Annotated in this window: 24 protein-coding genes; 17 read left to right on the top strand and 7 right to left on the bottom strand. The window is 62.1% G+C overall.

Going from position 1 to position 26,699, the window contains the following annotated elements:
• The first annotated feature begins 8 nt into the window (after positions 1 to 8).
• The 3 genes from C4J91_RS05360 to C4J91_RS05345 all read left to right on the top strand — a co-directional run bounded on the left by C4J91_RS05360 (position 9) and on the right by C4J91_RS05345 (position 3,541).
• Positions 9 to 1,196, top strand: a complete 1,188-nt coding sequence (locus tag C4J91_RS05360) for an alginate O-acetyltransferase (protein ID WP_124361385.1) — start codon at positions 9 to 11, stop codon at positions 1,194 to 1,196.
• Positions 1,197 to 1,212: 16 nt separating this feature from the next.
• Complete coding sequence (locus tag C4J91_RS05355) at positions 1,213 to 1,869, top strand: alginate O-acetyltransferase AlgF (protein WP_043049782.1); 657 nt, start codon at positions 1,213 to 1,215, stop codon at positions 1,867 to 1,869.
• A gap of 220 nt (positions 1,870 to 2,089) precedes the next feature.
• Positions 2,090 to 3,541 carry a mannose-1-phosphate guanylyltransferase/mannose-6-phosphate isomerase gene (locus tag C4J91_RS05345; RefSeq protein WP_124361384.1) on the top strand — a complete coding sequence of 484 codons (1,452 nt, stop codon included), beginning with the start codon at positions 2,090 to 2,092 and terminating at the stop codon, positions 3,539 to 3,541.
• 130 nt (positions 3,542 to 3,671) lie between these two features.
• Here the strand turns inward: C4J91_RS05345 and C4J91_RS05340 are convergent, their stop codons facing one another.
• On the bottom strand, positions 3,672 to 4,127 hold the full coding sequence (locus C4J91_RS05340) for a hypothetical protein (protein ID WP_124361383.1): 456 nt from the start codon (positions 4,125 to 4,127) through the stop codon (positions 3,672 to 3,674).
• A gap of 207 nt (positions 4,128 to 4,334) precedes the next feature.
• On the opposite strand from C4J91_RS05340, the gene C4J91_RS05335 reads away from it, so the two are divergent.
• Genes C4J91_RS05335 through C4J91_RS05325 form a run of 3 tightly spaced genes read left to right on the top strand, consistent with a single transcriptional unit; the run spans position 4,335 to position 6,027 of the window.
• Entirely contained in the window at positions 4,335 to 4,799 is a 465-nt protein-coding gene (locus tag C4J91_RS05335; protein ID WP_124361382.1) for a multidrug transporter, read from the top strand.
• Positions 4,800 to 4,812: 13 nt separating this feature from the next.
• The gene (locus C4J91_RS05330) at positions 4,813 to 5,625 is read left to right on the top strand and encodes an SDR family oxidoreductase (RefSeq protein WP_124361381.1); all 813 of its coding nucleotides are present in this window, start codon (positions 4,813 to 4,815) and stop codon (positions 5,623 to 5,625) included.
• Complete coding sequence (locus C4J91_RS05325) at positions 5,626 to 6,027, top strand: DUF4440 domain-containing protein (RefSeq protein ID WP_124361380.1); 402 nt, start codon at positions 5,626 to 5,628, stop codon at positions 6,025 to 6,027. It begins immediately after the preceding gene.
• 104 nt (positions 6,028 to 6,131) lie between these two features.
• On the opposite strand, the gene C4J91_RS05320 is transcribed toward C4J91_RS05325, so the two are convergent.
• From C4J91_RS05320 to C4J91_RS05305, 4 genes are read right to left on the bottom strand one after another with little or no spacing between them, the layout of a single operon-like run.
• Positions 6,132 to 6,992: an HlyD family secretion protein gene (locus C4J91_RS05320; protein ID WP_124361379.1), complete on the bottom strand. Its 861-nt coding sequence runs from the start codon at positions 6,990 to 6,992 to the stop codon at positions 6,132 to 6,134.
• A 10-nt stretch (positions 6,993 to 7,002) separates the two neighbouring features.
• A complete protein-coding gene (locus C4J91_RS05315; protein ID WP_124361378.1) occupies positions 7,003 to 7,203 on the bottom strand; it encodes a DUF1656 domain-containing protein in 201 nt (66 codons plus the stop codon).
• Positions 7,193 to 9,382 (bottom strand): FUSC family protein, encoded by a 2,190-nt coding sequence (locus C4J91_RS05310; RefSeq protein ID WP_124361377.1) that lies wholly within the window; start codon positions 9,380 to 9,382, stop codon positions 7,193 to 7,195. Before C4J91_RS05310 ends, C4J91_RS05315 begins: the two co-directional genes overlap by 11 nt.
• Before the next feature lie 10 nt (positions 9,383 to 9,392).
• Complete coding sequence (locus tag C4J91_RS05305; protein WP_124361376.1) at positions 9,393 to 10,904, bottom strand: efflux transporter outer membrane subunit; 1,512 nt, start codon at positions 10,902 to 10,904, stop codon at positions 9,393 to 9,395.
• Positions 10,905 to 11,086: 182 nt separating this feature from the next.
• On the opposite strand from C4J91_RS05305, the gene C4J91_RS05300 reads away from it, so the two are divergent.
• The 5 genes from C4J91_RS05300 to C4J91_RS05280 all read left to right on the top strand — a co-directional run bounded on the left by C4J91_RS05300 (position 11,087) and on the right by C4J91_RS05280 (position 15,587).
• The gene (locus C4J91_RS05300; RefSeq protein WP_124361375.1) at positions 11,087 to 12,055 is read left to right on the top strand and encodes a LysR family transcriptional regulator; all 969 of its coding nucleotides are present in this window, start codon (positions 11,087 to 11,089) and stop codon (positions 12,053 to 12,055) included.
• Between the two features lie 121 nt (positions 12,056 to 12,176).
• Complete coding sequence (locus tag C4J91_RS05295) at positions 12,177 to 13,151, top strand: D-glycerate dehydrogenase (protein ID WP_124361374.1); 975 nt, start codon at positions 12,177 to 12,179, stop codon at positions 13,149 to 13,151.
• 198 nt (positions 13,152 to 13,349) lie between these two features.
• Positions 13,350 to 14,252, top strand: a complete 903-nt coding sequence (locus C4J91_RS05290) for a chemotaxis protein CheV (RefSeq protein ID WP_124361373.1) — start codon at positions 13,350 to 13,352, stop codon at positions 14,250 to 14,252.
• Positions 14,253 to 14,255: 3 nt separating this feature from the next.
• Complete coding sequence (locus tag C4J91_RS05285) at positions 14,256 to 14,735, top strand: N-acetyltransferase (protein ID WP_124361372.1); 480 nt, start codon at positions 14,256 to 14,258, stop codon at positions 14,733 to 14,735.
• Between the two features lie 108 nt (positions 14,736 to 14,843).
• The gene (locus C4J91_RS05280) at positions 14,844 to 15,587 is read left to right on the top strand and encodes a YkgJ family cysteine cluster protein (RefSeq protein ID WP_124361371.1); all 744 of its coding nucleotides are present in this window, start codon (positions 14,844 to 14,846) and stop codon (positions 15,585 to 15,587) included.
• On the opposite strand, the gene C4J91_RS05275 is transcribed toward C4J91_RS05280, so the two are convergent.
• A complete protein-coding gene (locus C4J91_RS05275) occupies positions 15,565 to 16,374 on the bottom strand; it encodes a transporter substrate-binding domain-containing protein (protein ID WP_124361370.1) in 810 nt (269 codons plus the stop codon). The genes C4J91_RS05280 and C4J91_RS05275 overlap by 23 nt on opposite strands.
• A gap of 165 nt (positions 16,375 to 16,539) precedes the next feature.
• A complete protein-coding gene (locus C4J91_RS05270) occupies positions 16,540 to 16,773 on the bottom strand; it encodes a hypothetical protein (RefSeq protein ID WP_124361369.1) in 234 nt (77 codons plus the stop codon).
• A gap of 219 nt (positions 16,774 to 16,992) precedes the next feature.
• Between C4J91_RS05270 and C4J91_RS05265 the strand changes: the two genes are divergently transcribed.
• The 6 genes from C4J91_RS05265 to C4J91_RS05240 all read left to right on the top strand — a co-directional run bounded on the left by C4J91_RS05265 (position 16,993) and on the right by C4J91_RS05240 (position 26,695).
• Complete coding sequence (locus tag C4J91_RS05265; RefSeq protein WP_124361368.1) at positions 16,993 to 18,159, top strand: efflux RND transporter periplasmic adaptor subunit; 1,167 nt, start codon at positions 16,993 to 16,995, stop codon at positions 18,157 to 18,159.
• A complete protein-coding gene (locus tag C4J91_RS05260; RefSeq protein ID WP_124361367.1) occupies positions 18,156 to 21,251 on the top strand; it encodes a multidrug efflux RND transporter permease subunit in 3,096 nt (1,031 codons plus the stop codon). Before C4J91_RS05265 ends, C4J91_RS05260 begins: the two co-directional genes overlap by 4 nt.
• A gap of 31 nt (positions 21,252 to 21,282) precedes the next feature.
• Positions 21,283 to 21,960 carry a heavy metal response regulator transcription factor gene (locus C4J91_RS05255; RefSeq protein ID WP_124361366.1) on the top strand — a complete coding sequence of 226 codons (678 nt, stop codon included), beginning with the start codon at positions 21,283 to 21,285 and terminating at the stop codon, positions 21,958 to 21,960.
• Positions 21,950 to 23,314: a heavy metal sensor histidine kinase gene (locus tag C4J91_RS05250; RefSeq protein ID WP_124361365.1), complete on the top strand. Its 1,365-nt coding sequence runs from the start codon at positions 21,950 to 21,952 to the stop codon at positions 23,312 to 23,314. Before C4J91_RS05255 ends, C4J91_RS05250 begins: the two co-directional genes overlap by 11 nt.
• Before the next feature lie 381 nt (positions 23,315 to 23,695).
• Positions 23,696 to 25,018 carry an OprD family porin gene (locus C4J91_RS05245; protein ID WP_124361364.1) on the top strand — a complete coding sequence of 441 codons (1,323 nt, stop codon included), beginning with the start codon at positions 23,696 to 23,698 and terminating at the stop codon, positions 25,016 to 25,018.
• A 189-nt stretch (positions 25,019 to 25,207) separates the two neighbouring features.
• A complete protein-coding gene (locus C4J91_RS05240) occupies positions 25,208 to 26,695 on the top strand; it encodes a sensor domain-containing diguanylate cyclase (RefSeq protein WP_124361363.1) in 1,488 nt (495 codons plus the stop codon).
• Positions 26,696 to 26,699 lie beyond the last annotated feature (4 nt).

Raw genomic sequence — 26,699 nt, 5'->3', positions numbered from 1 at the left:
AGCCGACCATGACCCGTTCATTACGCGTCCTCTATATCGGCCTGTTCCTGGTGGTGCTGTTGGCACTGGGCGCCTGGTCGCTGCGCAGTTTCTTCGGCTTCAGCACCAATGCCGATGCCACCGTGCTCAACGGTCGCTGGACCAAAGCCGTCGAGACCCATTACGACGACGAGTTCCCGATCAAGCGCCTGGGCACCAACCTGTGGGCAGCGCTGGACTACAAGCTGTTCAATGAAGGCCGCCCTGGCGTAGTGCTGGGCCGCGATCATTGGTTGTACAGCGACGAGGAGTTCAACCCTGCCGTCAACGAAGACCAGAACCTGCAGGGCAATTACGCGCTGGTCGAAGGCGTGCGCCAGAAGCTCAAGGCCCAGGGCATCCAGCTGGTGATGGCGATCGTGCCGGCCAAGGTGCGCCTGTATCCGGAGCACCTGGGTGAAGTGAAACCGGCGAGCATCCACGCCAACCTGTACCAGGACTTCCACGCCCGTGTCGCGGCGGACAAGATCATCGCCCCGGACCTGCTCGGCCCGCTGCAACAGGCCAAGCTGGGCGGCAAGCAAGTGTTCCTGCGCACCGACACCCACTGGACACCGGACGGTGCCGAAATCGCCGCCAAGCAATTGGCCAAGGCGATTGCCGATAAAACTCCGCTCAACGGTGAGCCGCAGCGCTTTGTTACCGAAGCGGAAAAGACCGAGCCGCATAAAGGCGACCTGCGTCTGTTCCTGCCGCTGGACCCGCTGTTCGAAAACCTGATGCCGCCTAAAGAGCCGCTGGAAAAACGCGTGACGCACCTGGCCCAAACCCAGGGCGACGACGCGCTGTTCAGCGACAGCCAAACCCCGGTGGCACTGGTCGGCACCAGCTACAGCGCCAACCCCAACTGGAACTTCGTCGGCGCCCTCAAGCAAGCCCTGGGCAGCGACGTGGTCAGCTACGCCGAAGACGGCCACGGCCCGATCCTGCCGATGCTCAGCTACCTGAAAAGTGATGACTTCAAGAACAGCCCGCCGCAGGTGCTGATCTGGGAGTTCCCTGAACGCTATCTGCCCGTCAACAACGAAATCGGTGATGCCGACCCATCATGGGTTGCGCAACTTAAACAAGCCGGTTCGCGCCAACAAAACATGGCACAGAACACCCCCGCTTTTAAAAATCAGAAATCCGAGACGCCCGACCGGGCGCAAAACTGAAAGAGAGGTAACTCACATGACTTTCACTACAACTCCTCGTCGTCTCGCCAAGACCCTGGCTATCGCTGCCGGCCTGAGCTTCGTATCGATGTCTGCCTTCGCCGGTGGTGACGCCGCGCTCTACGGCCCTACCGCGCCAAAAGGTTCGAGCTTCGTGCGCATCTACAACGCCAGCAACCAGGAAGTCAGCGCCACCGTTGGCAGCACCAACCTCAGCGACGTCGCGCCGTTGGCCAGCAGCGACTTCAGCTTCATGCCCGGTGGTGACTACAGCGCCAAGGTCGGCAGCCAGACCGTACCGGTCAAGCTTGCGGCCGATCACTACTACACCTTGGTCAACAACAGCAGCGGCCAGCCGCAACTGATCGAAGAGCCGCCGTTCAAGAACAAGCAGAAGTCCCTGGTTCGCGTGCAGAACCTCAGCGACAAGGCCCTGACCCTGAAAACCGCCGATGGCAAGACTGACGTGGTCAAGTCGGTAGCCGCCAAAGGCCGTGGCGAACGTGAAATCAACCCGGTGAAGGTGAGCCTGGCGTTGTATGACGGTGACAAGAAAGTCGGCGATGTGAAGCCGGTTGCGTTGGAGCGCGGTGAAGCAGCGGTGCTTTACGTCACCGGTTCGGGTTCGAGCCTGTCGCCGGTCTGGGTGAAACGCCCGGTGTCGACCCGCTGATTATTTCCCGGACTGAACGCAATCTACTGTAGGAGCGGGCTTGCCCGCGAAGAACATCAACGATGACGCAGCGCCTCTGGTTTATCGCGGTGCTCTCAGGTTTTTCGCGAGCAAGCTCGCTCCTACAGGGATCGAGGCGCCGGCCCGGACACGAGACAAAAACAAGAGTGAAACGACAAACCTTCGTAGCTCTGACCCAAATTGATTCAAGGAGAAACACATGATCCCAGTAATCCTTTCCGGTGGTAGCGGCTCACGTCTTTGGCCGCTTTCCCGTAAACAGTTCCCAAAACAATTCCTGGCCCTGACCGGCGAGCACACGCTGTTCCAGCAAACCCTGGAGCGCCTGGTGTTCGAAGGCATGGACTCACCGATCGTGGTCTGCAACAAGGATCACCGCTTCATCGTCAACGAGCAGTTGAGCGCGCGCAAACTCGAATGCCAACGCATCCTGATGGAACCGTTCGGCCGCAACACCGCGCCGGCCGTGGCCTTGACCGCGATGATGCTGGTCAATGAAGGCCGTGACGAGTTGATGCTGGTGCTGCCCGCCGACCACGTCATCGACGACCAGAAAGCCCTGCAACGCGCCCTGGCCCTGGCCACCGTGGCGGCCGAGCGCGGCGAAATGGTGCTGTTCGGCGTACCGGCCACGCGCCCGGAAACCGGCTACGGCTACATCAAGTCCACCAACGATTCGCTGCTGCCCGAAGGCGTGAGCCGCGTACAGCAGTTCGTGGAAAAACCCGATGAAAAACGCGCGGTCGAGTTCGTCAAAAGCGGTGGCTACTTCTGGAACAGCGGCATGTTCCTGTTCCGCGCCAGCCGCTTCCTGGAAGAGCTGAAAAAGCACGATCCGGACATCTACGACACCTGCGTCCTGACCCTGGAGCGCAGCGAGCAGACCACCGACACCGTGACGTTCGATGAAGCCACCTTCGCCTGCTGCCCGGACAACTCCATCGACTACGCCGTGATGGAAAAAACCCAACGCGCCTGTGTGGTGCCACTGAGCGCCGGCTGGAGCGACGTCGGTTGCTGGGCCTCGCTGTGGGCGGTCAACGATAAAGACGCCAACGGCAACGTGAGCAAGGGTGATGTGGTCATCCAGGACAGCCGCAACTGCATGGTGCATGGCAACGGCAAGCTGGTCTCGGTGATCGGCCTGGACAACATCGTGGTGGTGGAAACCAAGGACGCGATGATGATTGCCCATAAGGACAAGGTCCAGGGCGTCAAGCAGATGGTCAACACCCTCAATGAGCAGGGGCGCAGCGAAACCCAGAACCACTGCGAAGTGTATCGTCCGTGGGGCTCCTACGATTCGGTGGATATGGGCGGGCGGTTCCAGGTCAAGCACATCTCGGTCAAGCCGGGCGCCTGCCTGTCACTGCAGATGCACCACCACCGCGCCGAACACTGGATCGTGGTCAGCGGCACCGCTGAAGTCACCTGTGACGACAACGTGTTCCTGCTGTGCGAGAACCAGTCCACTTACATCCCGATTGCCTCGGTGCACCGCCTGCGCAACCCGGGCAAGATCCCGTTGGAGATCATCGAAGTGCAATCGGGCAGCTACCTGGGCGAAGACGATATTGAGCGGTTCGAAGATATCTACGGCCGCTCGACGCCGATTGAACGTGGTGTTTCGGTGAAAACTATCGCGCAATAAAGGAGTCGTACAGAAAGCCCCCGCCCAGCCGGCTGCGTCCCCTATCCGCAGCCGGTCAGGCGGGGGCTTTTTAGTGCAATGAAAGTCTCACGGCGTCGCAGGCCCGCAGCTCAATAGCAGGCCAACAAGGCTACTTGGCCCAGTTCCGCGGGGCAAAGGCATTGTAATTACCCGCCCCGTGATCCTTGCCAGCCTCTTTGTAAGTGCCTTTGCCAATTTTTTCAGCCGTTTTGCCTCCCCATATCAAAGCCGTACCCACCGCTTTGGAGCTTGCACCACCTGATTTCGTCATGCTCTGTCCAAGCACTTTTGCCATCCCCCCAGCTAGCGTCAAGGCAGCCCCTTTGGTTTGTTCCGAGTTCATCGAAAGCCTAGGGGAAACGTATGAACTGAGTTGGTCGCTGATACCTTGCATAACAGTCTGCCGCAAGCTCGTCAGCCCCAGGTTCTGCATACGCGGCAATGATGTTGAGCCGACCTCTGGATTGGGCGCTTGACTGACTGCTGCCGACGCTGCGGGCGGTACCGGCGCCATAGGTGCGCTGAGGGAGGTCAATACGGGTGTGGCGATATTTGAGACGGTCATAAAAGCACCTGAATTCATGAATCTACGGTTTGGCACCTTCCTGGCTTTCAAGGTCATTCCTTGTAAAGACTTCGTGGCAAAAGAGAGCGATGCAGTTCCTGCATCAGAGGGAATAGATACCTGCGCACGAGGGAAAGCAGCGCTGCACCATAGGCAATCGGCCCGCCCCACGAGTAGGATGTTTTATCCCTGTGCGAGGTTGTGTGTATGTTCTTTGGTGTGTTGCTGATCATCACCTGGCTGGTCCTGCTGCTGCGCTATCCGGCCAAGGCCCTGCCGGTGTCGCTGGCCGCTGCCGTCGGCCTGGGTTTGGTGGCAGTCTGGGTGGTCTGGCTCGACAACCGCGAAGCGGCGCAACTGGCCCGCCTGGAACTGCGCGTCAGCTACGCTGCGCAGGAATGCCCTGCCGACCGCCCATTGAAGCTGACGCTGAACAACGGCAACGATGTACCGCTGACCGAACTGCGCTGGCGTATCGCCGCCTACGCACCCGGCGACACCGTAAACCTGGCCGACAACGTGTACGCGGCCCCGCGCTATCGTGGCCCCGGCGAGCTGCAGGCCGGCGCCACCTGGGACGACTGCCTGCCCGTCCCGCCGTTACGCCCCGGCTACCGCCCACAAACCCTGGAATTTCGTGCCGAGCACCTGCAAGGCAGTTTCTCGGACTAGAAAGGATTGCCCCATGCCCAACGTACTGATCACCGGTTGCTCCAGCGGCATCGGCCGCGCCCTGGCCGATGCCTTCAAGGCCGCAGGCTACGCGGTGTGGGCCAGCGCCCGCCGCACAGACGATGTCGCCGCCCTAGCCGCCGCCGGCTTCAACGCTGTGCAGCTGGACGTCAACGACCCTGGCGCCTTGCAGCGCCTGGCCGAACAACTGAGCGAGCTCGATGTGCTGGTTAACAACGCCGGCTACGGCGCCATGGGCCCGCTGCTCGATGGCGGCACCGAGGCGATGCAACGCCAGTTCGAGACCAACGTGTTTTCCATCGTCGGCGTGACGCAGGCGCTGTTTCCCGCCCTGCGGCGCGGCAGAGGCCTGGTCATCAATATCGGCAGCGTCTCCGGCGTGCTGGTCACACCCTTCGCCGGGGCCTACTGCGCGTCGAAAGCCGCCGTACATGCCCTGAGCGACGCCCTGCGCATGGAGCTGGCGCCGTTTGGCGTGCGCGTCATGGAGGTTCAACCCGGTGCGATTGATACACACTTTGCAAAGAATGCCGGGGCCCAGGCCGAGCTTTTGATCAATGAACAGTCGCCGTGGTGGCCGTTGCGCGAGGGCATTCGTGCGCGCTCCCAGGCCTCGCAGGACAAGCCGACTTCGGCCGACCAATTTGCCGCCAAAGTACTCAAAGCCGCGCAACAGCCGACACCGCCACGCCTGCTGCGTGCGGGCAATGGCAGCCGGGCATTGCCGTTAATGGCAGCCCTGCTGCCCAAAGGATTACTGGAAACCGTGTTGAAGAAACGCTTTGGTTTGAATGGGAGTTTATAAATGATCGACTACAGCGACTTTTTCGAAGAAGTGATCCAGACCCACGTCGAAATCGAGCAATGGTTTGCCGGCGTCGCGCCCGAAGGTACCCTGCAGAGTCTGCTCGCGCGCTTCTCCCCCGAATTCAGCATGGTCGCACCCGCCACTGGCACGCGCGTCAACGCAGCCGGGGTGAATGCTCTGTTCACGCGCCTGGGTGGCATGCGCCCAGGTTTGAAAATCACCTTGAGTGAAATGACCGGGATTGACCGGCATGCACGCGGTGCCACGGTGACTTATCGCGAACATCAGGTGGATGACAGCGGTACGCGGACGGATCGACGGGCGACGGTGGTGTTCGAGAAGCAGGCCAGTGGTGCGCTGTTGTGGCGCCATCTGCATGAAACCTTTATCAAGGCCTGACTCGATTAAAGAATGTGGGAGGGGGCTTGCTCCCGATAGCGGAGTGCCAGTCACTGAATCCATGACTGAATTACCGCTATCGGGGGCAAGCCCCCTCCCACATTTTAGTTCTGTGCTGGATTGACGATCACGGTGCAGGTGATGCCCGCCGCCAGCAGCACGCCTTCCGGCACTTCATCAATGTGAATCCGCACCGGCACGCGCTGGGCCAGCCTCACCCAGTTGAACGTAGGGTTCACATCGGCGATCAGCTCGCGGCTCTCGGGGTTGTCGCGGTCGTAGATACCTCGGGAGATGCTTTCCACATGGCCCTTGAGCGTTTCGCCGCTCATCAATTGCAGGTCGGCTGTGTCGCCGACCTTCACGTGGGGCAGCTTGGTTTCTTCGAAGAAGCCATAAACCCAGAACGAGTTCATATCCACCACGGCCATCTTCGCCTCACCGATGCGCGCATAGTCGCCGCGGTGCACGTTGAGGTTGGTGACGTAGCCGTCCACCGCCGCCACGACGTGGGTGCGTTTCAAATTGAGTTCAGCCGCTTCCAGTTGCGCCAGCGCGTGCTGGTAATCAGCCAGGGCCGAATCGGCAATGTTGCTGGCGTCGTCGCGGTTTTCCCGGGAGATCACCAGGGCGTCGAGGTCGGCGCGGCGATGGGCGTTGAGCTTGCGCATTTCCCAGGTGGCTTTGCGCGACGCAACCAGCGACTGCGCTTGCTTGACCGCGATGCGGTAGTGCTCGGGGTCGATCTGCATCAGCAGGTCGCCTTTCTTTACCAACTGGTTGTCGCGTACCGGCACGTCCACCACTTCGCCGGTAACGTCGGCAGCGACGTTGATGATATCGGCCCGCACGCGGCCGTCGCGGGTCCACGGCGTTTCCATGTAATGCACCCACAACGTGCGGCCAATCCAGATCGCCAACGCCAGCACCAGCAGGGTCGCGAGCAGGCTGAAAAACTTTTTCATCGGGGCATTCTCAACGGTAGACGCTCAGCGCCAGGGCGCCGAACAGGCAAACGAACAGGCTCAGGCGCAGCAACGCCGGGTGCCAGAAAAACCGGTACAGGTCGAACCCGGCCAGGAAACGGTCCAGGGCCCAGGCCAGCACAGCCGCGATCAGGAACATCAAGGTCATGCTCGGCATGTAGAGGCCGTGGAAGGCGATTTCACGAGGCATTCATGGCTCCTTGCGTGGTGCCTTTTAGAGTCGCCAACGGCGATTGCGGGTCGAGCAACGAGGTGCGGATAAAGTGCAGGTAGCTTTTCACGCGGCGCAGGGCCGAGGTGTCGAAGTGCGGCGCGAAGGGTTCATCGGTGGCCTGCACGCGGCTGATCGCATGGTCGACGGCGATCAGCCCGCGCTCCAGGTTGCTGGCGCTGGGCTGCAGGAACAGCCGTACCAGCGAGCGCCCCATCACACGGATCGCCTGGCGCCAGGGCTGGGATTCGGCGTACGCCGGGTGCACCGGCAGGATCGCCTGTTCCTTGCGCAGTTCGATGATCGCGTGGCCGACCTCCAGCACCACGAACATCCAGCGCAGCAGCTCGCGTTGCACCTGCGGCTGGCCGGCGGCGAGGCCATAGGCCTGATGCAGCAGGTCACGGGTGCGGCTTTCGAAACTCGACGCCAGGCCCTTGAGCTTGCCGCTGATCGCGTACACCACTTGCTCGCGCAGGTCTTGCTCGAGGCGACGCCACAGCCAGCGGCTATTGGGCGGCAGGATGATTGCCCCGGCCGCCGCGCACACCAGCATGCCGATGACCATGGCGATGTAGTCGTTGATAAAGCTGTAAGGGTTGTAGAGCGTCAGGTTATCCGGCACCGAGCCGGTGCTGAAGAAGATCAGCAAGCCCACGCCGACCCCGGCGTACTGCGGGCGTGAGGCGAGAAAGGCGCCGAAAATGATCACCGGCGCCAGCATCACGCACAGCAGCGCGAAGCCATCGATCAAGGGAAACACGAAAAACATTTCGACGAAGCCTACCAGCGCACCGATCATGGTGCCGCAGGCCATCTGGAAAGCCATGCGCTTGGGATTGGGCGTGGCGGCGGACAGGCCGACGGTGGCGGCCGCGATCAAGGTCATGGTGGCGCCGCTGGGCCAGGCCGTGGCTACCCAATAACTGCCGAGGACGACCAGGATGAACGAGGCGCGTATCCCGGCGGCGGCGCAGGCCAGCCAGTTGGTTTTCGGCGTATAGGCCTGGTCCCAGTCTTCCCGCGCGTGGCGGTGTTCGGCCAGGGACGCATGGGTTTGCGCATAGTTGTGCAGGTCGTCGACGAAGCGGTACAGCAGCTCGTAGGCGGTATGAAAATCCAGCTGTTCGGCTTCGGTGGGGGCGCTTTGCTGGAAGCCGGCGCGCAGGCTGCGCACCTTGGCAGGCAAGCTGTCCTTATAGACACTGAGCAAGTTGACCAACCGCGCCGCGTCGGGGCTGGTCAGCGCCTGGCCGGAAAACCCGTCGAGCACTTCAGCCAGGTCCTGCAGACCGGGCTTGATCGCCGCGACCACGTGATCGGCTGCGTCGGCGCGCAACCGCGCCAGCAACTGGTGCAAGGCGTTGAAGCGCGTGGTGATGCTCATGAACTCGCTGTTGAGGCGATTGAGCCGGCCGTTGCGCCGGCGCATGTGCGGGTCCTCGAACACCGTAACGCTGCGCAAGCCCTCCAAGCCCACTGCCTCGGCGATAAAGCGCACATTGGTGCTTTCGAACCCTTCACGCTGACTGCGACCGCGCAGACCGTCGGTGACGAACAATGCGAACACGCCAAAGCGTTGATACAGCGCATTGCGCATCGCCGCGCTGGAGGTCTGCGGCAGGATCGCGGCGCTGACCAGCGTCGAGCAGAGAATGCCCAGGGAAATTTCCAGCACGCGCCACACCGCGGCCATAAAGGCGCCGTCAGGGTGGGCCAGCGCCGGCAAGCCGACCATCGCCGCCGTGTAGCCGGCAAGCACGAACCCGTAGGCGCGAAAGTTACGGTTACGCGTGGCACCGGCGGTGCAGATACCCACCCAGATGGCCAGGGCGCCGAGGAACAGTTCGGTGTTCTGCGCAAACAACGCGATCAGCAACACCATCACCGCCGACCCGGCTAAAGTGCCGAGAAAGCGGTAAAAACTCTTGGCGAATACTTGGCCGCTCTGCGGTTGCATCACGATAAATACGGTGATCATCGCGGTGCGCGGCTGCGGCAGTTCCAGGCGCATCGCCAGCCACAGCGTGAGGAACGCGGCGAGCAGCACCTTGAAGATATATACCCAGGTCACGCCATCGCTGCGCGCCCAGTCAAAAAAACCACGGCGCCATTCAAGGCCGTGCAGCCAGCGCAGGGGAGCAGACAAGGAAGTCATGGCCATCTACTCAGTGATCGAACACGGCCAGCACCGCAGGGGGCTTGCCGGGAAGAATTTTGTCGGTGTGCGGTACATCGTCGCCGGCGTCGAGGCCACCGCCCAGGGCAGTCACCAGCTCGGCGTGGGCACTCAGGCGTGCGGCCTGTATGTGTTGGGCTATCTGCTGCTGGTGAAACAGCAGGGTCTGGGCGTTCAGCACATTGAGGTAGTCGGTGAGGCCGCGTTGATAGGCGATGGTCGCGATGTCGTAGGTTTTCTGCGCCGACGCCACCGATTGCGCGGCAAACACCGCCTGCTTGTCCATGGATTCGCGACGGATCAACTGGTCACTGATGCCCTTGAGCGCATTGACCAGGGTCTGGTTGTAATGCGCCACGGCCACGTCGTAACCGGCGCTGGCTTGCCCCAGCTGCGCCCGCAGACGCCCGCCGTCGAAGATCGGCAGGGTGATGGCCGGGCCGACGTTGTAATTGAATTTGCTGCCCGCCAGGAATTCCAGCATGCCGCCACCGGTGGCCATGAAACCGAGGCTGCCGACCAGGTCGACGTTGGGGTAGAAGCCCGCATGGGCGACGTCGATGCCGCGCGCCTGCGCCGCCACCTGCCAGCGGCTGGCGACCACATCCGGACGCTGGCCGAGCAATTGCGCGGGTAAGTTCGAGGGTAATTTCAACGCAGCGGCCAGCGACAGGCTGGGGCGCCGCAACCGGGCGCCCTCGCCCGGGCCTTTGCCGGCCAACGCCGCCAGCTGGTTGCGGCTCAGGGCGATTTCCTCATCGAGCGCGTCCAACTGACGATGGGTTTCCGGCAGCGGGGTCTCGGCCTGGCTGACGTCGAAGTGCGTGCCGATCCCGGCGTCCAGGCGTTTGTTGGCCAGATCCAGCATCTGCTGTTGCTGGGCCAAGGTGGCCGCGACGATGTCACGATCGGCGTAATGCAGCGACAACTGAATATAGGCACGCACCACGTTGTTCTGCAGCTCGAGCTGGGCCTGGCGCGCTTGGGCGACGTTCATATGAGCCAGGTCGACGGCACGCTCGGTGGCGTTGCTTTCGCGGCCCCACAGGTCGAGTGCATAACTCAAGCCCAGGGATGAATTGTTATCCCAGGTGTTCGCACCGCTCAATTCGCCGGGGCCGTAGAACTGATCCTTCGGCCAGTTGTGGCGTTTGAGGGTGGTGTCGCTGTCGATCTGCAGGGACTCGGCAGACTCCGCCACCCCGGCCATGGCGCGCGCTTCACGCACCCGTGCGGCGGCCATGGCCATACTCGGACTGTTTTGCGTGGCAAGTTCGACCCAGCGGTTCAGTTGCGGATCGCCGTAGGCCTGCCACCATCGGGCGGTGGGCCAGTGGGCGTCGCTGGCGGCGTTCTGGATCGCTTCGTCCGTGGCCAGCTCGTTGGCATTCAAGGATTGGCCCTGGGGGCCGATTCCTGCGGTTCCGATACAGCCGCTGATGGCGAGCGTAAAGGCCCAAACACTGAGAGTCTTCAGCTCTCTGCTGATGCGACGCGGCACGCTGACGAATTCCTGAGAGGGTGTTACGGGGAGAGGTGGCGCAATTCTAGGGCCCGCGATGGGCGCCGATAAGCTGTCATTCCTGTGAATCTTTGTTACCGTTAAGGCGATAATCCGTTGGTAGGGATCACTGGACGGCGCAACTTTCTGTCACAATTTGCCATCTCCCTTGAGAACACCCCATGGACACTTTGCAAAACATGCGCGCGTTCAGTTGCGTTGCAGAGGCCGGCAGCTTCACCGCCGCCGCCGCGCAGCTGGACACCACCACCGCCAACGTCTCGCGCGCGGTCTCGAACCTTGAGGCCCACCTGCAAACCCGCTTGCTCAACCGCACCACTCGCCGCATCGCGCTGACCGAGGCCGGTAAGCGCTATTTACTGCGCTGCGAGCAGATCCTCGCCTACGTCGAGGAAGCCGAGGCGGAAGCCAGCGACGCCCATGCGCGTCCCGCCGGGCAATTGAAAGTGCACACCATGACCGGTATCGGCCAGCACTTCGTGATCGACGCGATTGCCCGCTACCGCCGCACCCACCCCGACGTGACCTTCGACCTGACGCTCGCCAACCGCGTGCCGGACCTGCTCGATGAGGGCTATGACGTGTCCATCGTGCTGGCCAGCGAACTGCCCGATTCCGGTTTCGTCTCGCAGCGCCTGGGCATCACCTACAGCATCGCCTGCGCCTCGCCGGAATACGTCAAAGCCAAGGGCTGCGCACAACGCCCCCAGGATTTGCTCAATCACGCCTGCCTGCGCCTGGTCAGCCCGGTGATCCAGCTGGATAAATGGACCTTCAACGGGCCCGAAGGCCAGGAAAGCGTTGCGGTGAACAGCTCGCCGTTTTTGGTCAATTCGGCCGACGCCATGAAAACCGCGATCACCAGCGGCATGGGCGTCGGCCTGCTGCCGGTGTATGCCGCGATAGAAGGGTTGCGTAACGGCACGCTGGTGCGGGTAATGCCCAACTACCGTTCCCAGGAGCTGAACCTGTACGCCATCTACCCGTCGCGCCAATACCTGGATGCGAAGATCAAGACCTGGGTGGAATACTTGCGCGGTTCGTTGCCGGAGATTCTCGCGGCGCATCAAGCGGAATTGGTGGCATACGAGTTGAGCGGCACCCTGAGCGGTGCGCGTTTGGCGAACTGATTCCTGGCAGACGATAAAGAACCTTGTGGGAGGGAGCTTGCCCTCCCACATGGGTTCAACGGGGTCCTGACAATATGTTAGGTTGCTTGGCATTCTTCCGTAGTCGATGAGCCCGCCTGCCATGAAAAAGACTGTCCTTGCCTTCAGCCGTGTCACCCCGCCAATGATCGAACGCCTGCAACAGGATTTCGAGGTGATTGCGCCCAACCCCAAGCAGGGGGACATCAACGCCCAATTCAACGAAGCCCTGCCCCACGCCCATGGTCTGATCGGCGTGGGCCGCAAGCTGGGCCGCGAACAGCTTGAAGGCGCGCGCCAGCTGGAGGTGGTCTCCAGTGTGTCGGTGGGCTACGACAACTACGATGTCGCCTACTTCAACGAGCGCGGGATCATGCTCACCAATACCCCTGACGTGCTCACCGAGAGCACCGCCGACCTGGCCTTCGCCCTGTTGATGAGCAGCGCACGCCGCGTGGCCGAACTGGACGCCTGGACCAAGGCCGGCCAGTGGAAAGCCAGCGTTGGCGCCCCGTTGTTTGGCTGCGATGTGCACGGCAAGACCCTGGGCATCGTCGGCATGGGCAATATCGGCGCGGCCGTGGCCCGGCGTGGGCGCCTGGGCTTCAATATGCCGATCCTGTACAGCGGCAACAGCCGCAAGAGCGCGCTGGAACAAGAGCTGGGCGCACAGTTTCGCAGCCTGGACCAGCTGCTGGCCGAGGCGGATTTCGTTTGCCTGGTGGTGCCGCTAAGCGACAAGACCCGTCACCTGATCAGCAGCCGCGAACTGGCACTGATGAAGTCCAGTGCGATCCTGATCAACATCTCCCGTGGCCCGGTAGTGGACGAGCCCGCGCTGATCCAGGCCCTGCAGACCCAGCGCATTCGTGGCGCCGGGCTGGATGTGTATGAAAAGGAACCGCTGGCCGAGTCGCCCCTGTTCCAGTTGAGCAATGCGGTGACGCTGCCGCATATCGGTTCGGCGACCCATGAAACCCGCGAAGCCATGGCCAACCGCGCGCTCGACAACCTGCGCAGCGCCCTGCTCGGCCAGCGCCCGCAGGACCTGGTGAACCCACAGGTTTGGAAAGGCTGACACCCCGCCCTATTGGAACGCGCTTGTTGTGGCGAGCGAGCTTGCTCGCGCTGGAGTGCGTAGCGCTCCCTGGCTTTTTGGGGCCGCTTCGCAGCCCAGCGGGAGCAAGCTCCCTCGCCACAGGTCACACCTTTAGTTTTTCGTGAGAGGGTCGATAACCTTCCATAGATCGCCACCCCTGATCCACAGAAGGTTTTTATGTCCACCACCAAAGCCCGCGCAGACTCACTTTCGCTTCTGCTCTTTACCTTGCGCAGCGGCAAGCTGATGGCGATCAACCTGCTGAAAGTCAGCGAAATCATCCCCTGCCCTCCGCTGACCAAGCTGCCGGAGTCGCACCCTCACGTCAAAGGCATTGCCACATTGCGCGGTAACTCGTTGGCGGTGATCGACTTGAGCCGCGCCCTGGGCGAGATGCCGTTGCAGGACCCGAACGGCGGCTGCCTGATCGTTACCGATGTCAGCCGTTCCAAGCAGGGCTTGCACGTGCAGGCGGTGAGCAAGATCGTGCATTGCCTGACCACCGATATCCGCCCACCGCCCTATGGCTCCGGCGGCAATCGCGCGTTTATCACCGGGGTGACCCAGGTGGAAGGCGGCCTGGTGCAGGTGCTGGATATCGAGAAAGTCATCCATGGCATCGCCCCGGCGCCGATAGAAGCTGCGCCGACCGACCTGACCATGGAAGAAGCCGAAGTCCTCGGCCATGCACGCATCCTGGTGGTGGACGACAGCCAAGTGGCGCTGCAGCAATCGGTGCATACGCTGCGCAACCTCGGGCTGACGTGTCACACCGCGCGCAGCGCCAAAGAGGCCATCGACGTGCTGCTGGAGCTGCAAGGCACGGGCGAGCAAATCAATGTGGTGGTGTCAGACATCGAAATGTCCGAGATGGACGGTTATGCCCTCACCCGCACGCTGCGCGAAACCCCGGACTTCCAGCAGCTCTACGTGCTGTTGCACACCTCCCTGGACAGCGCGATGAATAGTGAAAAAGCGCGCCTGGCCGGCGCCGATGCGGTGCTGACCAAGTTTTCCTCCCCCGAGCTGACCAAGTGCCTGGTGGTGGCTGCGCAAACCGTGGCGCAAAAGGGCTTGTAAGCCTTGGCTGAGCATTTCCAACTGCTGCGACGCGACCTGACCGGCAGCCTGCCGGCGCCGCAGTGGCCGGCCAACACCCTGCTGGATCACTATCGCGATGAACTGGCCCCGGCGATTCACGCGGTATTGCGCATGACTCAGAATCAGGGCGGTGGCCGCGTCGCGAGCCTTGAGCAATGGTGCCGGCAATTCGTTGACGATGCCGAGTTCGACCCCTCGTTGTGCCTGGTAGCCAGTAACGCCGAGGGCATTCTCGGCGTGGCGCAATGCTGGACCAGTGCCTTTATCAAGAACCTCTCGATACACCCCTGCGCCCAGGGCCAGGGGCTTGGCCGAGCGTTGCTGCTGCATGCCTTCCACGTCTTCAAGCAGCGTGGCGAACCCTATGTGGACCTCAAGGTGCTGGAGAGCAATCTGCGCGCGCGGCAGCTGTATGAAAGCGCAGGCATGCGGTTCGTCCTGCGCGACGTGGTTGAGGAATGACGTTCACTGGCGCATAACTTGCTTCCAGAGAGCCCAAGCGGTGGATAGAGGTAAAAACCCGTCACCGCCCATGCTTGCCTTCTGACCTTGCCTGGTGACAGATCCGCCATGAATACTCACTTTTCCTGCGTAGGTTGTGGCAAATGCTGCTCCGATCACCACGTGCCCCTGACCCTCGACGAAGCCCGGCAGTGGGCGGCGGACGGTGGCAATGTCATTGTTCTGGTAGAAGGTTTTCTCGCCAGCGGCCTGGGTTTGCCCCAGCAGCAGCGTGAACATGCCGAACGCCGTTCAGTGGTGGTGCCCAGCGGCAATACCCAGGCATTCGTGGCGATCACCTTTGCGGCCTACAACGCCGGGCGCTGTCGGAATCTTGACGAAAACAATCGCTGCGGCATCTATGAACGACGTCCGCTGGTGTGCCGGATCTATCCGATGGAGATCAATCCGCACATCCCGCTGAACCCGAGCGCCAAGGATTGCCCGCCGGAATCCTGGGAACAGGGGCCGGCGCTGATCGTGGGCGGGGCATTGATGGATGCTGAACTGGCTGAACTGATCCGCCGTTCACGCCAGGCCGACCGTGACGATGTGCAAACCAAGGAGGCCGTGTGTGCCTTGCTGGGGATTCGTACCACCGCACTCAAGGGCGACGGATTCACGGCGTATTTGCCGGATATGAATGCGTTTACCCAAGCCATTGCATTGGCAACTGACCAGCCGATCACGGCCAACGAGTGGGTGTTTCACGTCTCCGGGATGGATATTGCCGAACAACTGCTGGATGCCGGCGCGCAGATTGCTACCGAAGTGCCGGCCAATTACGCGTTTATCCCGTTGCGGGCGGCTTGAGGCTCGACGGGTTCACGGGCGCGGTGTCGAGGCGGTAGGGCTGGAGGATGCGCTGGTACTCGCCGTTCTGCTTGAGTTGCTCAAGGGCATGGTTGAGTTCGGTACGCAACACGGTATCGGTTTTGCGCAGTGCAATCGCGACACTGTTGCCCAACAGGTCAGACGATACCGGCGGGCCCATGAAATCGAAATCCATGCCTTCAGGCGTGTCGAGCAAGGCCTCTCGGATTTCCACGGCGCCCTGCAGCGTCGCATCGATCTCGCCCGCAACCAGGCTGCGCACCAGTTGGTCGTTGAGCCAGTAGCTCTCGATGATCACGCCAGCCGGCGCCCACTGCGACCGGGCAAAGGCTTCGCGATTGCTCCTGACCAACACTCCGACCCGCTTGCCCTTGAGTAACCGCTTGTGCGGGCTCAAGCCCGAGTTTCTGCGGGCCACCAGCCAGGTGGTGATCGGGTAGAGGTCATCGCTGAAGTTGACTCTCTGCTGTCGACTCAAGGTCGGTGCCATCCCCATGATCGCGTCAAATTGCCGGGCATCGAGGGCGGGGAAGTTTTCCATGACGATCTGGTCGACCCACGTGCAATGCACATTGAGCTGCACGCACAGGGCGTTACCCAATTCGATATTGAGCCCCACCAATTGCCCTTGCGGATTACGGCTTTGAAAGGGGGGGAAATGCGCCGCGACAGCGAAGCGGATTTCGCGTCGCGGCGGCTCGGCGGCGGCCATGGCCTCCACCGATAACAGGAGGGCAAGCGCCACACAGAAATGTATCAAAGCCACGGGAAACGTCCTTTTCCGGAGAGAGCTGCGTCGCCATGTCCCGATACAAATGATCAGGGCAAGGCGATGCTGCGCAAGCTTTCAAGAAACGGTCGCGGACCTACAATAAGAAATATCGACGCGAGTTGTAGGCAACTGCCTATACGGCGAATATGCGCATTACTCTCAACGTTTACCCATCGAACGACGCGTACCCGGCGGCGCCATGCCCGGCGTTTTGGTATGGCCATTCTTCGCGCCACCTTTGTACCAGGGCTGGGCGGCCTGCTTGGCCCCAGCCAGTTCACCCGGGTTGAAAGGGAACTTGAACGCCGGGATTTCGGCTTTTTCAACGCCGTCGGCATCGACCGAATCGACGAGGTCGACCGCTTCAACGGGGGGTTGGATCGGGGAAGTCATAAGGGCTCCGGCGCAGCAATGTGTGTAAAGGCGTGAGTATACGGGGCCGGAGCTTTCAGCGGTAAGCTTCAAACCGCAAGTTAAAATCGCTCAGCTGTCACGGCTGTCAGTTTGCAGTCATCGTGCTGACCGGCTTACGGGGTTATAAGGCATTCACATAAACTTGCAGCTCGCAGCTCGCAGCTTGAAACTTGCAACTGCGCTTTCGGCGTTCCTCCTATGCCCATAAAACGAAACACGGCCCTGCTGGTGGGCGCCCTTCTGGTCATGGCGCTGGCAGCCTGGACTTTGACTCGGCCCGCCAAGGCCCGGCTGGCGGCACCCAGCGCTATTCCCGTGCGCGTGGTAAGCGTGGCGCAACAGGATGTCCCGCGGTTCGTCAGCGGCATTGGCACGGTGTTGTCGTTGCACAGCGTGGTGATCCGCCCGCAGATCGACGGCATCCTCACCCGCTTGCTGGTCAAGGAAGGCCAACAGGTAAAGGCCGGCGACCTGCTGGCGACCATCGATGACCGCTCGATCCGCGCCAGCCTCGACCAGGCCAAGGCCCAGCTGGGGGAAAGCCAGGCGCAGCTGCAAGTGGCGCAGGTCAACCTCAAGCGCTACAAGGAACTGAGTATCGACGATGGCGTATCGAAGCAGACCTACGACCAGCAACAAGCCCTGGTGAACCAGCTCAAGGCCACCGTGCAGGGCAACCAGGCGGCGATTGATTCGGCTCAAGTACAACTTTCCTACACCCAGATTCGTTCCCCCGTCAGTGGTCGCGTCGGCATTCGCACGGTGGATGAAGGCAACTTCCTGCGCATGAGCGATACCCAAGGGTTGTTCTCGGTCACCCAGATCGACCCGATCGCGGTTGAGTTTTCCCTGCCGCAGCAGATGTTGCCGACCTTGCAAGGCCTGATCGCCGCCCCGCAAAAAGCCAGCGTCGATGCCTACCTGGGGGCCGATACCGACGGCCAGACCGGCGACCTGCTGGGGGAAGGCCACTTGAGCCTGATTGACAACCAGATCAGCTCCACCACCGGCACCCTGCGCGCCAAGGCCGAGTTCCCGAACGGCAAGCAGAAGCTGTGGCCGGGGCAACTGGTGACCATCAAGATCCAGACCGCCATCGACAGGAACGCCCTGGTGGTGCCGCCGACGGTGGTGCAGCGTGGCCTGGACTCGCATTTCGTGTACCGGCTCAACGGTGAGCAGGTGGAGGTGGTGCCCGTGCAGGTCACCTACCAGAACAGTGAGCTGAATATCATCAAGGGCGTGCAGGCCGGGGATGTGCTGGTCAGCGATGGCCAGTCGCGGCTCAAGGCCGGCGCCCAGGTGCAAGTGCTCAAGGAACCGCCGCAGGTGATCCAGACCGTCGACGCCAAGGTGCAGCCATGAGCGGCAGCCGCTCGCCTTCGGCCTGGTGCGTCGATCACCCGGTCGCCACCCTGCTGCTGACCTTTGCCTTGGTGCTGCTGGGGATCATTGCCTTCCCGCGGCTGGCCGTTGCGCCACTGCCGGAAGCGGAGTTTCCGACGATCCAGGTCACCGCGCAATTGCCCGGCGCCAGCCCGGACACCATGGCCTCATCGGTGGCGACGCCGCTCGAGGTGCAATTCAGCGCCATCCCCGGCATGACCCAGATGACCTCCAGCAGCGCCTTGGGCTCAAGCCTCTTGACCCTGCAATTCACTCTGGACAAAAGCATCGACACCGCCGCCCAGGAAGTGCAGGCCGCGATCAATACCGCCTCCGGCAAGTTACCCAGCGATATGCCGAGCCTGCCGACCTGGAAGAAGGTCAACCCGGCCGACAGCCCGGTGCTGATCCTCAGCGTCAGCTCCGCGAGCATGCCGAGCACGGAACTGAGCGACTACGTGGAAACCCTGCTGGCGCGTCAGATCAGCCAGATCGACGGTGTCGGCCAGATCAACATCACTGGCCAGCAGCGCCCGGCGATTCGCGTGCAGGCCTCTCCCGACAAACTCGCGGCGGTCGGCTTGACGCTCGCGGACATCCGCCTGGCCATCCAGCAATCGAGCCTGAACCTGGCCAAAGGCGCGATATACGGGGCCAACAGCGTGTCGACCCTGTCGACCAACGATCAACTGTTTCACCCCGACGACTACGGCCAGTTGATTGTGTCCTACAAGAACGGCGCACCCGTGCAGTTGCGCGATATCGCCAAGGTCATCAACGGTTCGGAAAACGCCTACGTGCAGGCCTGGTCCGGCGATACGCCGGGGGTCAACCTGGTGATTTCGCGCCAGCCGGGGGCGAATATCGTCGACACGGTCGACCGCATCCAGCAAGCACTGCCGCGCCTGGAAGCCATGCTGCCGGCCTCGGTGCAGGTCAGTGTACTGACCGACCGCACCAAGACCATCCGCGCCTCGTTGCATGAAGTGGAAATGACCCTGCTGATCGCCATCCTGCTGGTGGTGGCGGTGATGGCGCTGTTCCTGCGCCAACTGTCGGCGACGTTGATTGTGTCTGCCGTGCTCGGTGTGTCGCTGGTGGCCAGTTTCGCGCTGATGTATGTGATGGGCTTCAGCTTGAACAACCTGACCCTGGTCGCCATCGTGATTGCCGTGGGCTTTGTGGTGGACGATGCGATCGTGGTGGTGGAAAACATTCACCGTCACCTGGAGGCCGGCCTGGGCAAGCGCGAAGCTGCGATCAAAGGCTCCGGCGAAATCGGCTTTACCGTGGTGTCCATCAGCTTCTCGCTGGTGGCGGCGTTTATTCCACTGCTGTTCATGGGCGGCGTGGTCGGGCGGCTGTTCAAGGAATTTGCGCTGACGGCCACCTCCACCATCCTGATTTCGGTGGTGGTTTCGCTGACCCTGGCGCCCACCCTCGCCGCACTGTTCATGCGTGCGCCAACCCATCACGCCCATGCCAAACCCACCTTCAGCGAGCGCCTGCTGGCCGGCTATGCGCGCAACCTGCGGCGAGCCCTGGCCCATCAACGCAGCATGGCGGCGATCTTCGTGGTGACCCTGGCCCTGGCCGTGGTCGGCTATGTGTTTATCCCCAAGGGCTTCTTCCCGGTGCAGGACACCGGTTTCGTGCTGGGCACCAGCGAGGCGGCAGCCGATGTGTCGTACCCGGACATGGTCGCCAAGCACAAAGCACTGGCCGACATCGTCCAGGCCGACCCGGCGGTACAAGCTTTCTCCCACTCGGTGGGTGTGACCGGCAGCAACCAGACCATCGCCAACGGGCGCTTCTGGATCGCCCTGAAAGACCGGGGTGATCGCGATGTGTCGGCCAGCCAGTTCATCGACCGCATCCGCCCGCAACTGGCGAAGGTGCCGGGCATCGTCCTGTACTTGCGCGCTGGCCAGGATATCAACTTGAGCTCCGGCCCCAGCCGCGCCCAGTACCAATACGTACTCAAGAGCAACGACGGCCCGACCCTGAACACCTGGACCCAGCGCCTCACCGAAAAACTGCGCAGCAACCCGGCCTTTCGGGACCTGTCCAACGACCTGCAATTGGGCGGCAGCATCACCCACATCACCATCGACCGCCAGGCCGCGGCGCGTTTTGGCCTGACCGCCACCGACGTCGACCAAGCGCTGTACGACGCGTTCGGCCAGCGCCAGATCAACGAATACCAGACCGAGATCAACCAGTACCAGGTGGTGCTGGAGCTGGATCGCCAACAGCGCGGCAAGGCCGAGAGCCTGAACTATTTTTACCTGCGCTCGCCGCTGACCAACGAGATGGTGCCACTGTCGGCGCTGGCCAGGGTCGACCCACCGAGCGTGGGGCCATTGTCCATCAGCCATGACGGCATGTTCCCGGCCGCCAACCTGTCGTTCAACCTGGCCCCCGGTGTGGCGCTGGGGGATGCGGTGATCATGCTCAACCAGGCCAAGAACGACATCGGCATGCCCAGCACGATCATCGGTAATTTCCAGGGCGCGGCCCAGGCTTTCCAGAGCTCGCTGGCCAGCCAGCCGTGGCTGATCCTCGCGGCACTGGTCGCGGTCTACATTATCCTGGGCGTGCTGTACGAGAGTTTCGTGCACCCGCTGACGATCATTTCCACCTTGCCCTCGGCGGGCCTGGGCGCGTTGATCATGCTGTGGCTGCTGGGCCAGGACTTTTCGATCATGGCCTTGATCGGCCTGGTGCTGCTGATCGGCATCGTCAAGAAAAATGGCATCCTGATGATCGACTTCGCCCTGGAGGCCCAGCGCGTACGCGGCCTGGCGCCTGAGGACGCGATCTACGAAGCCTGCGTCACGCGGTTCCGGCCCATCATCATGACCACCCTCGCCGCCCTGCTTGGCGCGGTGCCGTTGATGCTCGGCTCAGGCCCTGGCGCGGAGCTGCGCCAGCCTCTGGGCATCGCCGTGGTCGGCGGCTTGCTGGTGAGCCAGGCGCTGACGCTGTTCACCACGCCAGTCATTTACTTGTACCTTGAACGATTTTTCCACAGGCCCAAACCAGCGCTCGCGCTGGCGACCACACACTGAGGCCAAGGCCCCGCCCTGGAACGAAAGGCTGATGCGCGTCCTGATTATTGAAGATGAAGAAAAAACCGCGGACTACCTGCACCGCGGCCTGACGGAGCAAGGCTACACCGTCGACGTGGCGCGCGAGGGCGTCGAGGGGTTGCATCTGGCGCTGGAGAACGACTACGCGGTGATCGTGCTCGACGTGATGCTGCCGGCGCTCGACGGGTTTGGCGTATTGCGTGCTTTACGCGCACGCAAACAGACACCGGTGATCATGCTCACCGCCCGCGAGCGCGTGGAAGACCGCATCCGTGGCCTGCGCGAAGGCGCCGACGACTATCTAGGCAAGCCGTTTTCCTTCCTGGAACTGGTGGCGCGCCTGCAGGCGTTGACCCGCCGCAGTGGCGGCCATGAGCCGGTGCAGGTGACGGTTGCCGACCTGTGGATCGACCTGATCAGCCGCAAGGCCAGTCGCAACGGTGTGCGCCTGGACCTGACCGCCAAGGAGTTCTCGTTGCTCAGCGTATTGGCGCGGCGCCAAGGCGAAATCCTGTCCAAGACGGCGATTGCCGAGATGGTCTGGGACATCAATTTCGACAGCGACGCCAACGTGGTCGAAGTGGCGATCAAGCGCCTGCGCGCCAAACTCGATGGGCCGTTCGAGCACAAGCTGCTGCACACCATTCGTGGCATGGGCTACGTGCTGGAGAACCGCAGTGCCGACTAACTCCATCGCCCTGCGCCTGAGCGGCATGTTCACCCTGGTGGCGCTGCTGATCTTCGTGCTGATCGGCGGCGCGCTGTACCAGCAAGTGGATCGCGGCCTGGGGTTGTTGCCGGGGGCCGAGCTGGATGCGCGCTACAGCGTGCTCGAATCCTCGGTGAACCGCTTCGGTACGCCGGAGCATTGGGTCAAGATCAAGGCCAAGCTCAAGCTGCTGGGGGAGGAAGACAAGCGCATTCGCTTCTGGGTGGTCAGCAGCGACCCAAGTTACGAATACGGTGAACCGGATGCGCAGATTCGCGCCTTTGCCCAGGGCCCGACCGGTAAACGCGACCTGCACCTGCCCGGCCACGATTACCCGTTCAAGGTGCTGGTGAGCCAGTTCGCCGCCAAGGACCAACGCCCACCGCTGCGCTTCATGATCGCCATCGACACCGAGAATTTCCGCGCCACCCAGCATCATCTGCTGGTAGCGCTGATCAGCCTGGCGCTGGTCGGCGTGGTGATGGCTTCGTTGCTGGGCTTCTGGGTGTCGCGCATCGGCCTCAAGCCACTGGAAAAACTCTCGGACGAAGCACAGAAACTCGCGCCGCCCAAACTCTCCGGGCGCCTGCAACTGTCACCGCTGCCGCCGGAACTGAGCCAGTTCGTCAACTCGTTCAACGCCACCCTCGACCGCGTCGAACTCGCCTACTCGCGCCTCGAATCCTTCAATGCCGACGTGGCCCATGAACTGCGCTCGCCGCTGACCAACCTGATCGGCCAGACCCAGGTCGCGCTGACCCGCGGGCGTTCGGCCGAGCATTATTTCGAGGTGCTGCAATCGAACCTGGAAGAGTTGGAACGGCTGCGCTCGATTATCAATGACATGCTGTTCCTCGCCAGTGCCGACCAGGGCAGCAAGGCCACCAAGCTGATTGAAAGCTCCCTGGCCGATGAAGTCGCCACCACCCTCGACTACTTGGACTTCATCTTCGAGGACGCCCAGGTTCAGGTGCGGGTACAGGGCGACGCCCAGGTGCATATCGAAAAAGCCCACCTGCGCCGCGCACTGATCAACCTGTTGAGCAATGCGGTGCAGCACACCGCGCCTGGGCAGGTCATCGACGTGAACATCGATGTGCTGGAGCATCAGGTAACGATCGGCGTGACCAACCCAGGCGAGGTGATTGCCAGCGAGCACCTGCCTCGACTGTTCGAACGTTTCTATCGGGTGGATGCGTCGCGCAGCAACAGCGGGGCCAATCACGGTTTGGGGCTGGCTATCGTCAAGGCGATTGCGTTGATGCATGGAGGGGATGTGTTTGTGCGCAGCGACGCCAATGGCAATACCTTCGGCATTACTCTGCCAGCCTGAACACTCGATCAAATGTGGGAGGGGGCTTGCCCCCGATGGCGGCGGCTCAGCTACAAATGAGCCAGCTGACCCACCGCTATCGGGAGCAAGCCCCCTCCCACAATGGGTACCACCGCCAGCCAACTGTTGCGATTTGGGTAACAGTAATTATCTTGTTACACTCTGTATCGCACCGCTCGCCTGCGTTACTTTGACGCATCGATGAGCGCGACGGTAAAGACAGCCGAACCCTCACCCGAATTTCCCTCGACTTATTTCCAGGGCTCTACACTGGGAATCTGTCTTAAAGCCGCTGACTTCAGCGGCTTTTTTTTGCCGTAAAAAAGGCCAGGCACACCCCACGACACTGGCCGTTCATGATTGATCAAAGGAGCTCCACCGGTGAAGAACTCGCTGACATTCACCCCGTTATTCCTCGCCATCGCAGCAACGATCACTCCCCTTGCCCACGGGGCAGACGCCACGCCCACCGAGGGTTTCGTCGAGGGTTCGCACCTCACGATCGACACCCGCAACTACTACATGAATCGCGACCGTCGCGACCTGCATACCGATGACAGCAAGGAATGGGGCCAGGGCTTTATCGGCACCTTCACCTCCGGCTACACCCAAGGCACCGTAGGCGTCGGCCTGGACCTCAATGCCATGCTCGGCCTCAAGCTCGACGGCGGTGGTGGCACCGACGGTTCCAGCATCCTTCCGTACGGCAGCGGCAACGGCAAAGCGCCCGGCACGTTCTCCACCGCTGGCGGCACCTTGAAACTGCGCGCGTTCGATACCGAGCTGAAGGCCGGCGACCTGTTCCTCAACAACCCGGTGATCGCCGGCGGCATGACCCGCATGCTGCCGCAGACGTTTCGCGGCGTGAGCCTCGCCAACCACAGCCTCGACGGCTGGATGTTCGAAGGCGGCCAGGCCAGCTTCACCAAGCTCTACAACCAGAGCGGCCACCGGCGCATCGGCACCAGCTACGGCGCATTGCCAGCCAACGCCGACGCCCAGCACCTGAACTGGGCCGGTGTAGCGTTCAGCGGCATCCCCGGGTTGACCAGCAACCTGTACGCCGCTGAACTCAAGGACGTGTGGCACCAGTACTACTACGACCTCGAGTACACCTATGCACTGAACGACCTGGTCAGCCTGACCCCCGGCCTGCATTACTACCACACCCAGGACACCGGCCAGGCACTGCTGGGCGCTATCGACAACAACACCTACAGCCTGCATGTGACCCTGGGCGTGGGCAACCACAGCGTTACCGCCGCCTACCAGCGGGTCAACGGCAACACGCCGTTCGACTACATTACCCAGGGTGACAGCGTGTACCTGGACAACTCCCAGCAATACTCGGACTTCAACGGCCCCAACGAGCGTTCGTGGAAGCTCAAGTATGCCTACGACTTCACCGGTGTCGGCCTGCCCGGCCTGACATCCGCCGTGTCGTATATCAGCGGCAAGACCGACCTGACCACGGTAGACCCGAACAGCCGGGGCTACAGCAGCTGGTACAGCGCCGACGGCAAGAATGCCAGGCACTGGGAGCGCGATATCGACCTGAAATACGTGGTGCAGGGCGGCAAGGCCAAGGACCTGGCGGTACGCCTGCAATGGGCGACCAACCGTGGCGGCAATGGCTACTCGGCGGTGGATCGGGATGTGGATGAGTACCGCGTGATCGTCGACTACCCAATCAACGTGTTCTAACCACGATCTCACTGACAAAGAAGATCCAATGTGGGAGGGGGCTTGCTCCCGATGGCAGAGTGTCAGTCAATAATACTTTGACTGATTCGCCGCCATCGGGAGCAAGCCCCCTCCCACATTTTTTGCTTCTGCGCCATCTTCCAGAGTTGCTACTACGCTAAAGGCATCCTCAGAGCAGAAGTACGCCCGATGAGTTCAAGCCTTGCCCGCCCTACCCGCCGCCCGGAACGCCTGCTGATCCTGAGCAGCACCCTCACGGTGTTGCTGATCGTAGGCATCGTCATCGCACTGTTGAATCGCGAACACGCCAACACCTTGCAGACCGCCAAGCGCACCGCCACTACCATTACCCAGTTGATCGATGCCGATGTGCTACGCAACGTCGAGCTCTATGACATGGCCCTCAAAGGCCTGATCGCCGCGACCGAGCGCACTGACCTGCAGGGCGTGTCCGCGAGCATCCGGCACCTGGTGCTGTTCGACCGCTCCGCCACAGCGCCGTACAAAGGCGACATCCTGTTGCTGGGCCCGAGCGGCGAGGTGATTGCCGACTCGTCCCTGCTCACGCCCAAGGCCGGCAACTTCGCCGACCGCGACTATTTCCAGATTCATCGCACCAATCCCGACATCGGGCTGTATATCAGTCGCCCGTTCAGGGCCCGCTGCGAATGCGATGACCCGTGGCGCATTGCATTCAGCCGCCGCGTTTCGTCGTCGGACGGGCGCTTCCTGGGTGTGGCTGTCGCCTCCATGCGTCTGTCGTACTTCCACCAACTGTTCAGCAGCCTGAATATCGGCAGCAACAGCACCATCAACCTGCTCAACCACCAGGGCATTTTGCTGGCGCAAGAACCGTTGCTGGAAGCGGATATCATCAACAAGGACCTGAGCCAGCGGCCCAATGTGGCGCGCATGCTGCGCGAGCGGGATGGCGCTTTCCGCAGCGTCTCCAGCCTCGACCAGCTGCCTCGGCTCTACAGTTTCTCGAACGTGGGCGATTTGCCGCTGATCGTCGCGGTGGCGTTGGCCAGCGACGAAGTGTTCGCGCCATGGCGACGGGCGGCGTGGCTGGTCAGTCTCGCGACGGGGGTGCTCTGCATTGGCCTGTTGTGGCTGACCTGGGCGCTGTGCATGGAGCTGCGACGGCGTCACCGGGCCGAGCAGGTGCTGTCAGAACTGGCAGGTACCGATGCCCTCACTGGCCTGGCCAACCGCCGCACTCTCGACGAACGCCTGCGCCTGGAATGGGACCGCGCGCAACGTTCAACCGAGCCGTTGACGGTGCTGATGATCGACGTGGACCACTTCAAGGCCTTCAACGATCGCCATGGCCACCAGGGCGGAGACGACGCGCTGCGCACGGTGGCGCAGGTGATCGACAGCAATATCCGCCGCCCGGCCGACCTTGCCGCACGTTACGGCGGTGAAGAATTCGCGGTGGTGCTGCCCGATACCGACGCCAAGGGCGCGTGGGTGATCGCCGAGCATATCCGCAGTGGTGTTGAGCACTTGCCACGGCCGGCATGGGACGAGCAGCCGATTACCGTGAGCATCGGCATGAGTACCTGGGAGAAGCGCAGCGGTATGTCCCTCGAGGACTTGCTGCTCAGGGCCGACCAGGCGTTGTATGAGGCCAAGCACAGTGGCCGCAATCGGACGATCAACGCCGGGGCATAAAAAA

Source organism: Pseudomonas sp. R3-52-08 (genome assembly GCF_003851745.1).
Taxonomy (GTDB): Bacteria; Pseudomonadota; Gammaproteobacteria; order Pseudomonadales; family Pseudomonadaceae; genus Aquipseudomonas.
The sequence above is the reverse complement of the archived record's forward strand: the minus strand, read 5'-3'. Positions and strand labels throughout refer to the sequence as shown.

Coding starts and splice junctions, on each gene's coding strand:
- C4J91_RS05355 (WP_043049782.1), top strand. CDS start 1,213: ATGACTTTCACTACAACTCCTCGTCGTCTCGCCAAGACCCTGGCTATC.
- C4J91_RS05320 (WP_124361379.1), bottom strand. CDS start 6,992: ATGAAAAAGTTTTTCAGCCTGCTCGCGACCCTGCTGGTGCTGGCGTTG.
- C4J91_RS05345 (WP_124361384.1), top strand. CDS start 2,090: ATGATCCCAGTAATCCTTTCCGGTGGTAGCGGCTCACGTCTTTGGCCG.
- C4J91_RS05265 (WP_124361368.1), top strand. CDS start 16,993: ATGCCCATAAAACGAAACACGGCCCTGCTGGTGGGCGCCCTTCTGGTC.
- C4J91_RS05280 (WP_124361371.1), top strand. CDS start 14,844: ATGAATACTCACTTTTCCTGCGTAGGTTGTGGCAAATGCTGCTCCGAT.
- C4J91_RS05310 (WP_124361377.1), bottom strand. CDS start 9,382: ATGACTTCCTTGTCTGCTCCCCTGCGCTGGCTGCACGGCCTTGAATGG.
- C4J91_RS05330 (WP_124361381.1), top strand. CDS start 4,813: ATGCCCAACGTACTGATCACCGGTTGCTCCAGCGGCATCGGCCGCGCC.
- C4J91_RS05335 (WP_124361382.1), top strand. CDS start 4,335: ATGTTCTTTGGTGTGTTGCTGATCATCACCTGGCTGGTCCTGCTGCTG.
- C4J91_RS05300 (WP_124361375.1), top strand. CDS start 11,087: ATGGACACTTTGCAAAACATGCGCGCGTTCAGTTGCGTTGCAGAGGCC.
- C4J91_RS05260 (WP_124361367.1), top strand. CDS start 18,156: ATGAGCGGCAGCCGCTCGCCTTCGGCCTGGTGCGTCGATCACCCGGTC.
- C4J91_RS05360 (WP_124361385.1), top strand. CDS start 9: ATGACCCGTTCATTACGCGTCCTCTATATCGGCCTGTTCCTGGTGGTG.
- C4J91_RS05240 (WP_124361363.1), top strand. CDS start 25,208: ATGAGTTCAAGCCTTGCCCGCCCTACCCGCCGCCCGGAACGCCTGCTG.
- C4J91_RS05325 (WP_124361380.1), top strand. CDS start 5,626: ATGATCGACTACAGCGACTTTTTCGAAGAAGTGATCCAGACCCACGTC.
- C4J91_RS05315 (WP_124361378.1), bottom strand. CDS start 7,203: ATGCCTCGTGAAATCGCCTTCCACGGCCTCTACATGCCGAGCATGACC.
- C4J91_RS05290 (WP_124361373.1), top strand. CDS start 13,350: ATGTCCACCACCAAAGCCCGCGCAGACTCACTTTCGCTTCTGCTCTTT.
- C4J91_RS05270 (WP_124361369.1), bottom strand. CDS start 16,773: ATGACTTCCCCGATCCAACCCCCCGTTGAAGCGGTCGACCTCGTCGAT.
- C4J91_RS05295 (WP_124361374.1), top strand. CDS start 12,177: ATGAAAAAGACTGTCCTTGCCTTCAGCCGTGTCACCCCGCCAATGATC.
- C4J91_RS05340 (WP_124361383.1), bottom strand. CDS start 4,127: ATGACCGTCTCAAATATCGCCACACCCGTATTGACCTCCCTCAGCGCA.
- C4J91_RS05255 (WP_124361366.1), top strand. CDS start 21,283: ATGCGCGTCCTGATTATTGAAGATGAAGAAAAAACCGCGGACTACCTG.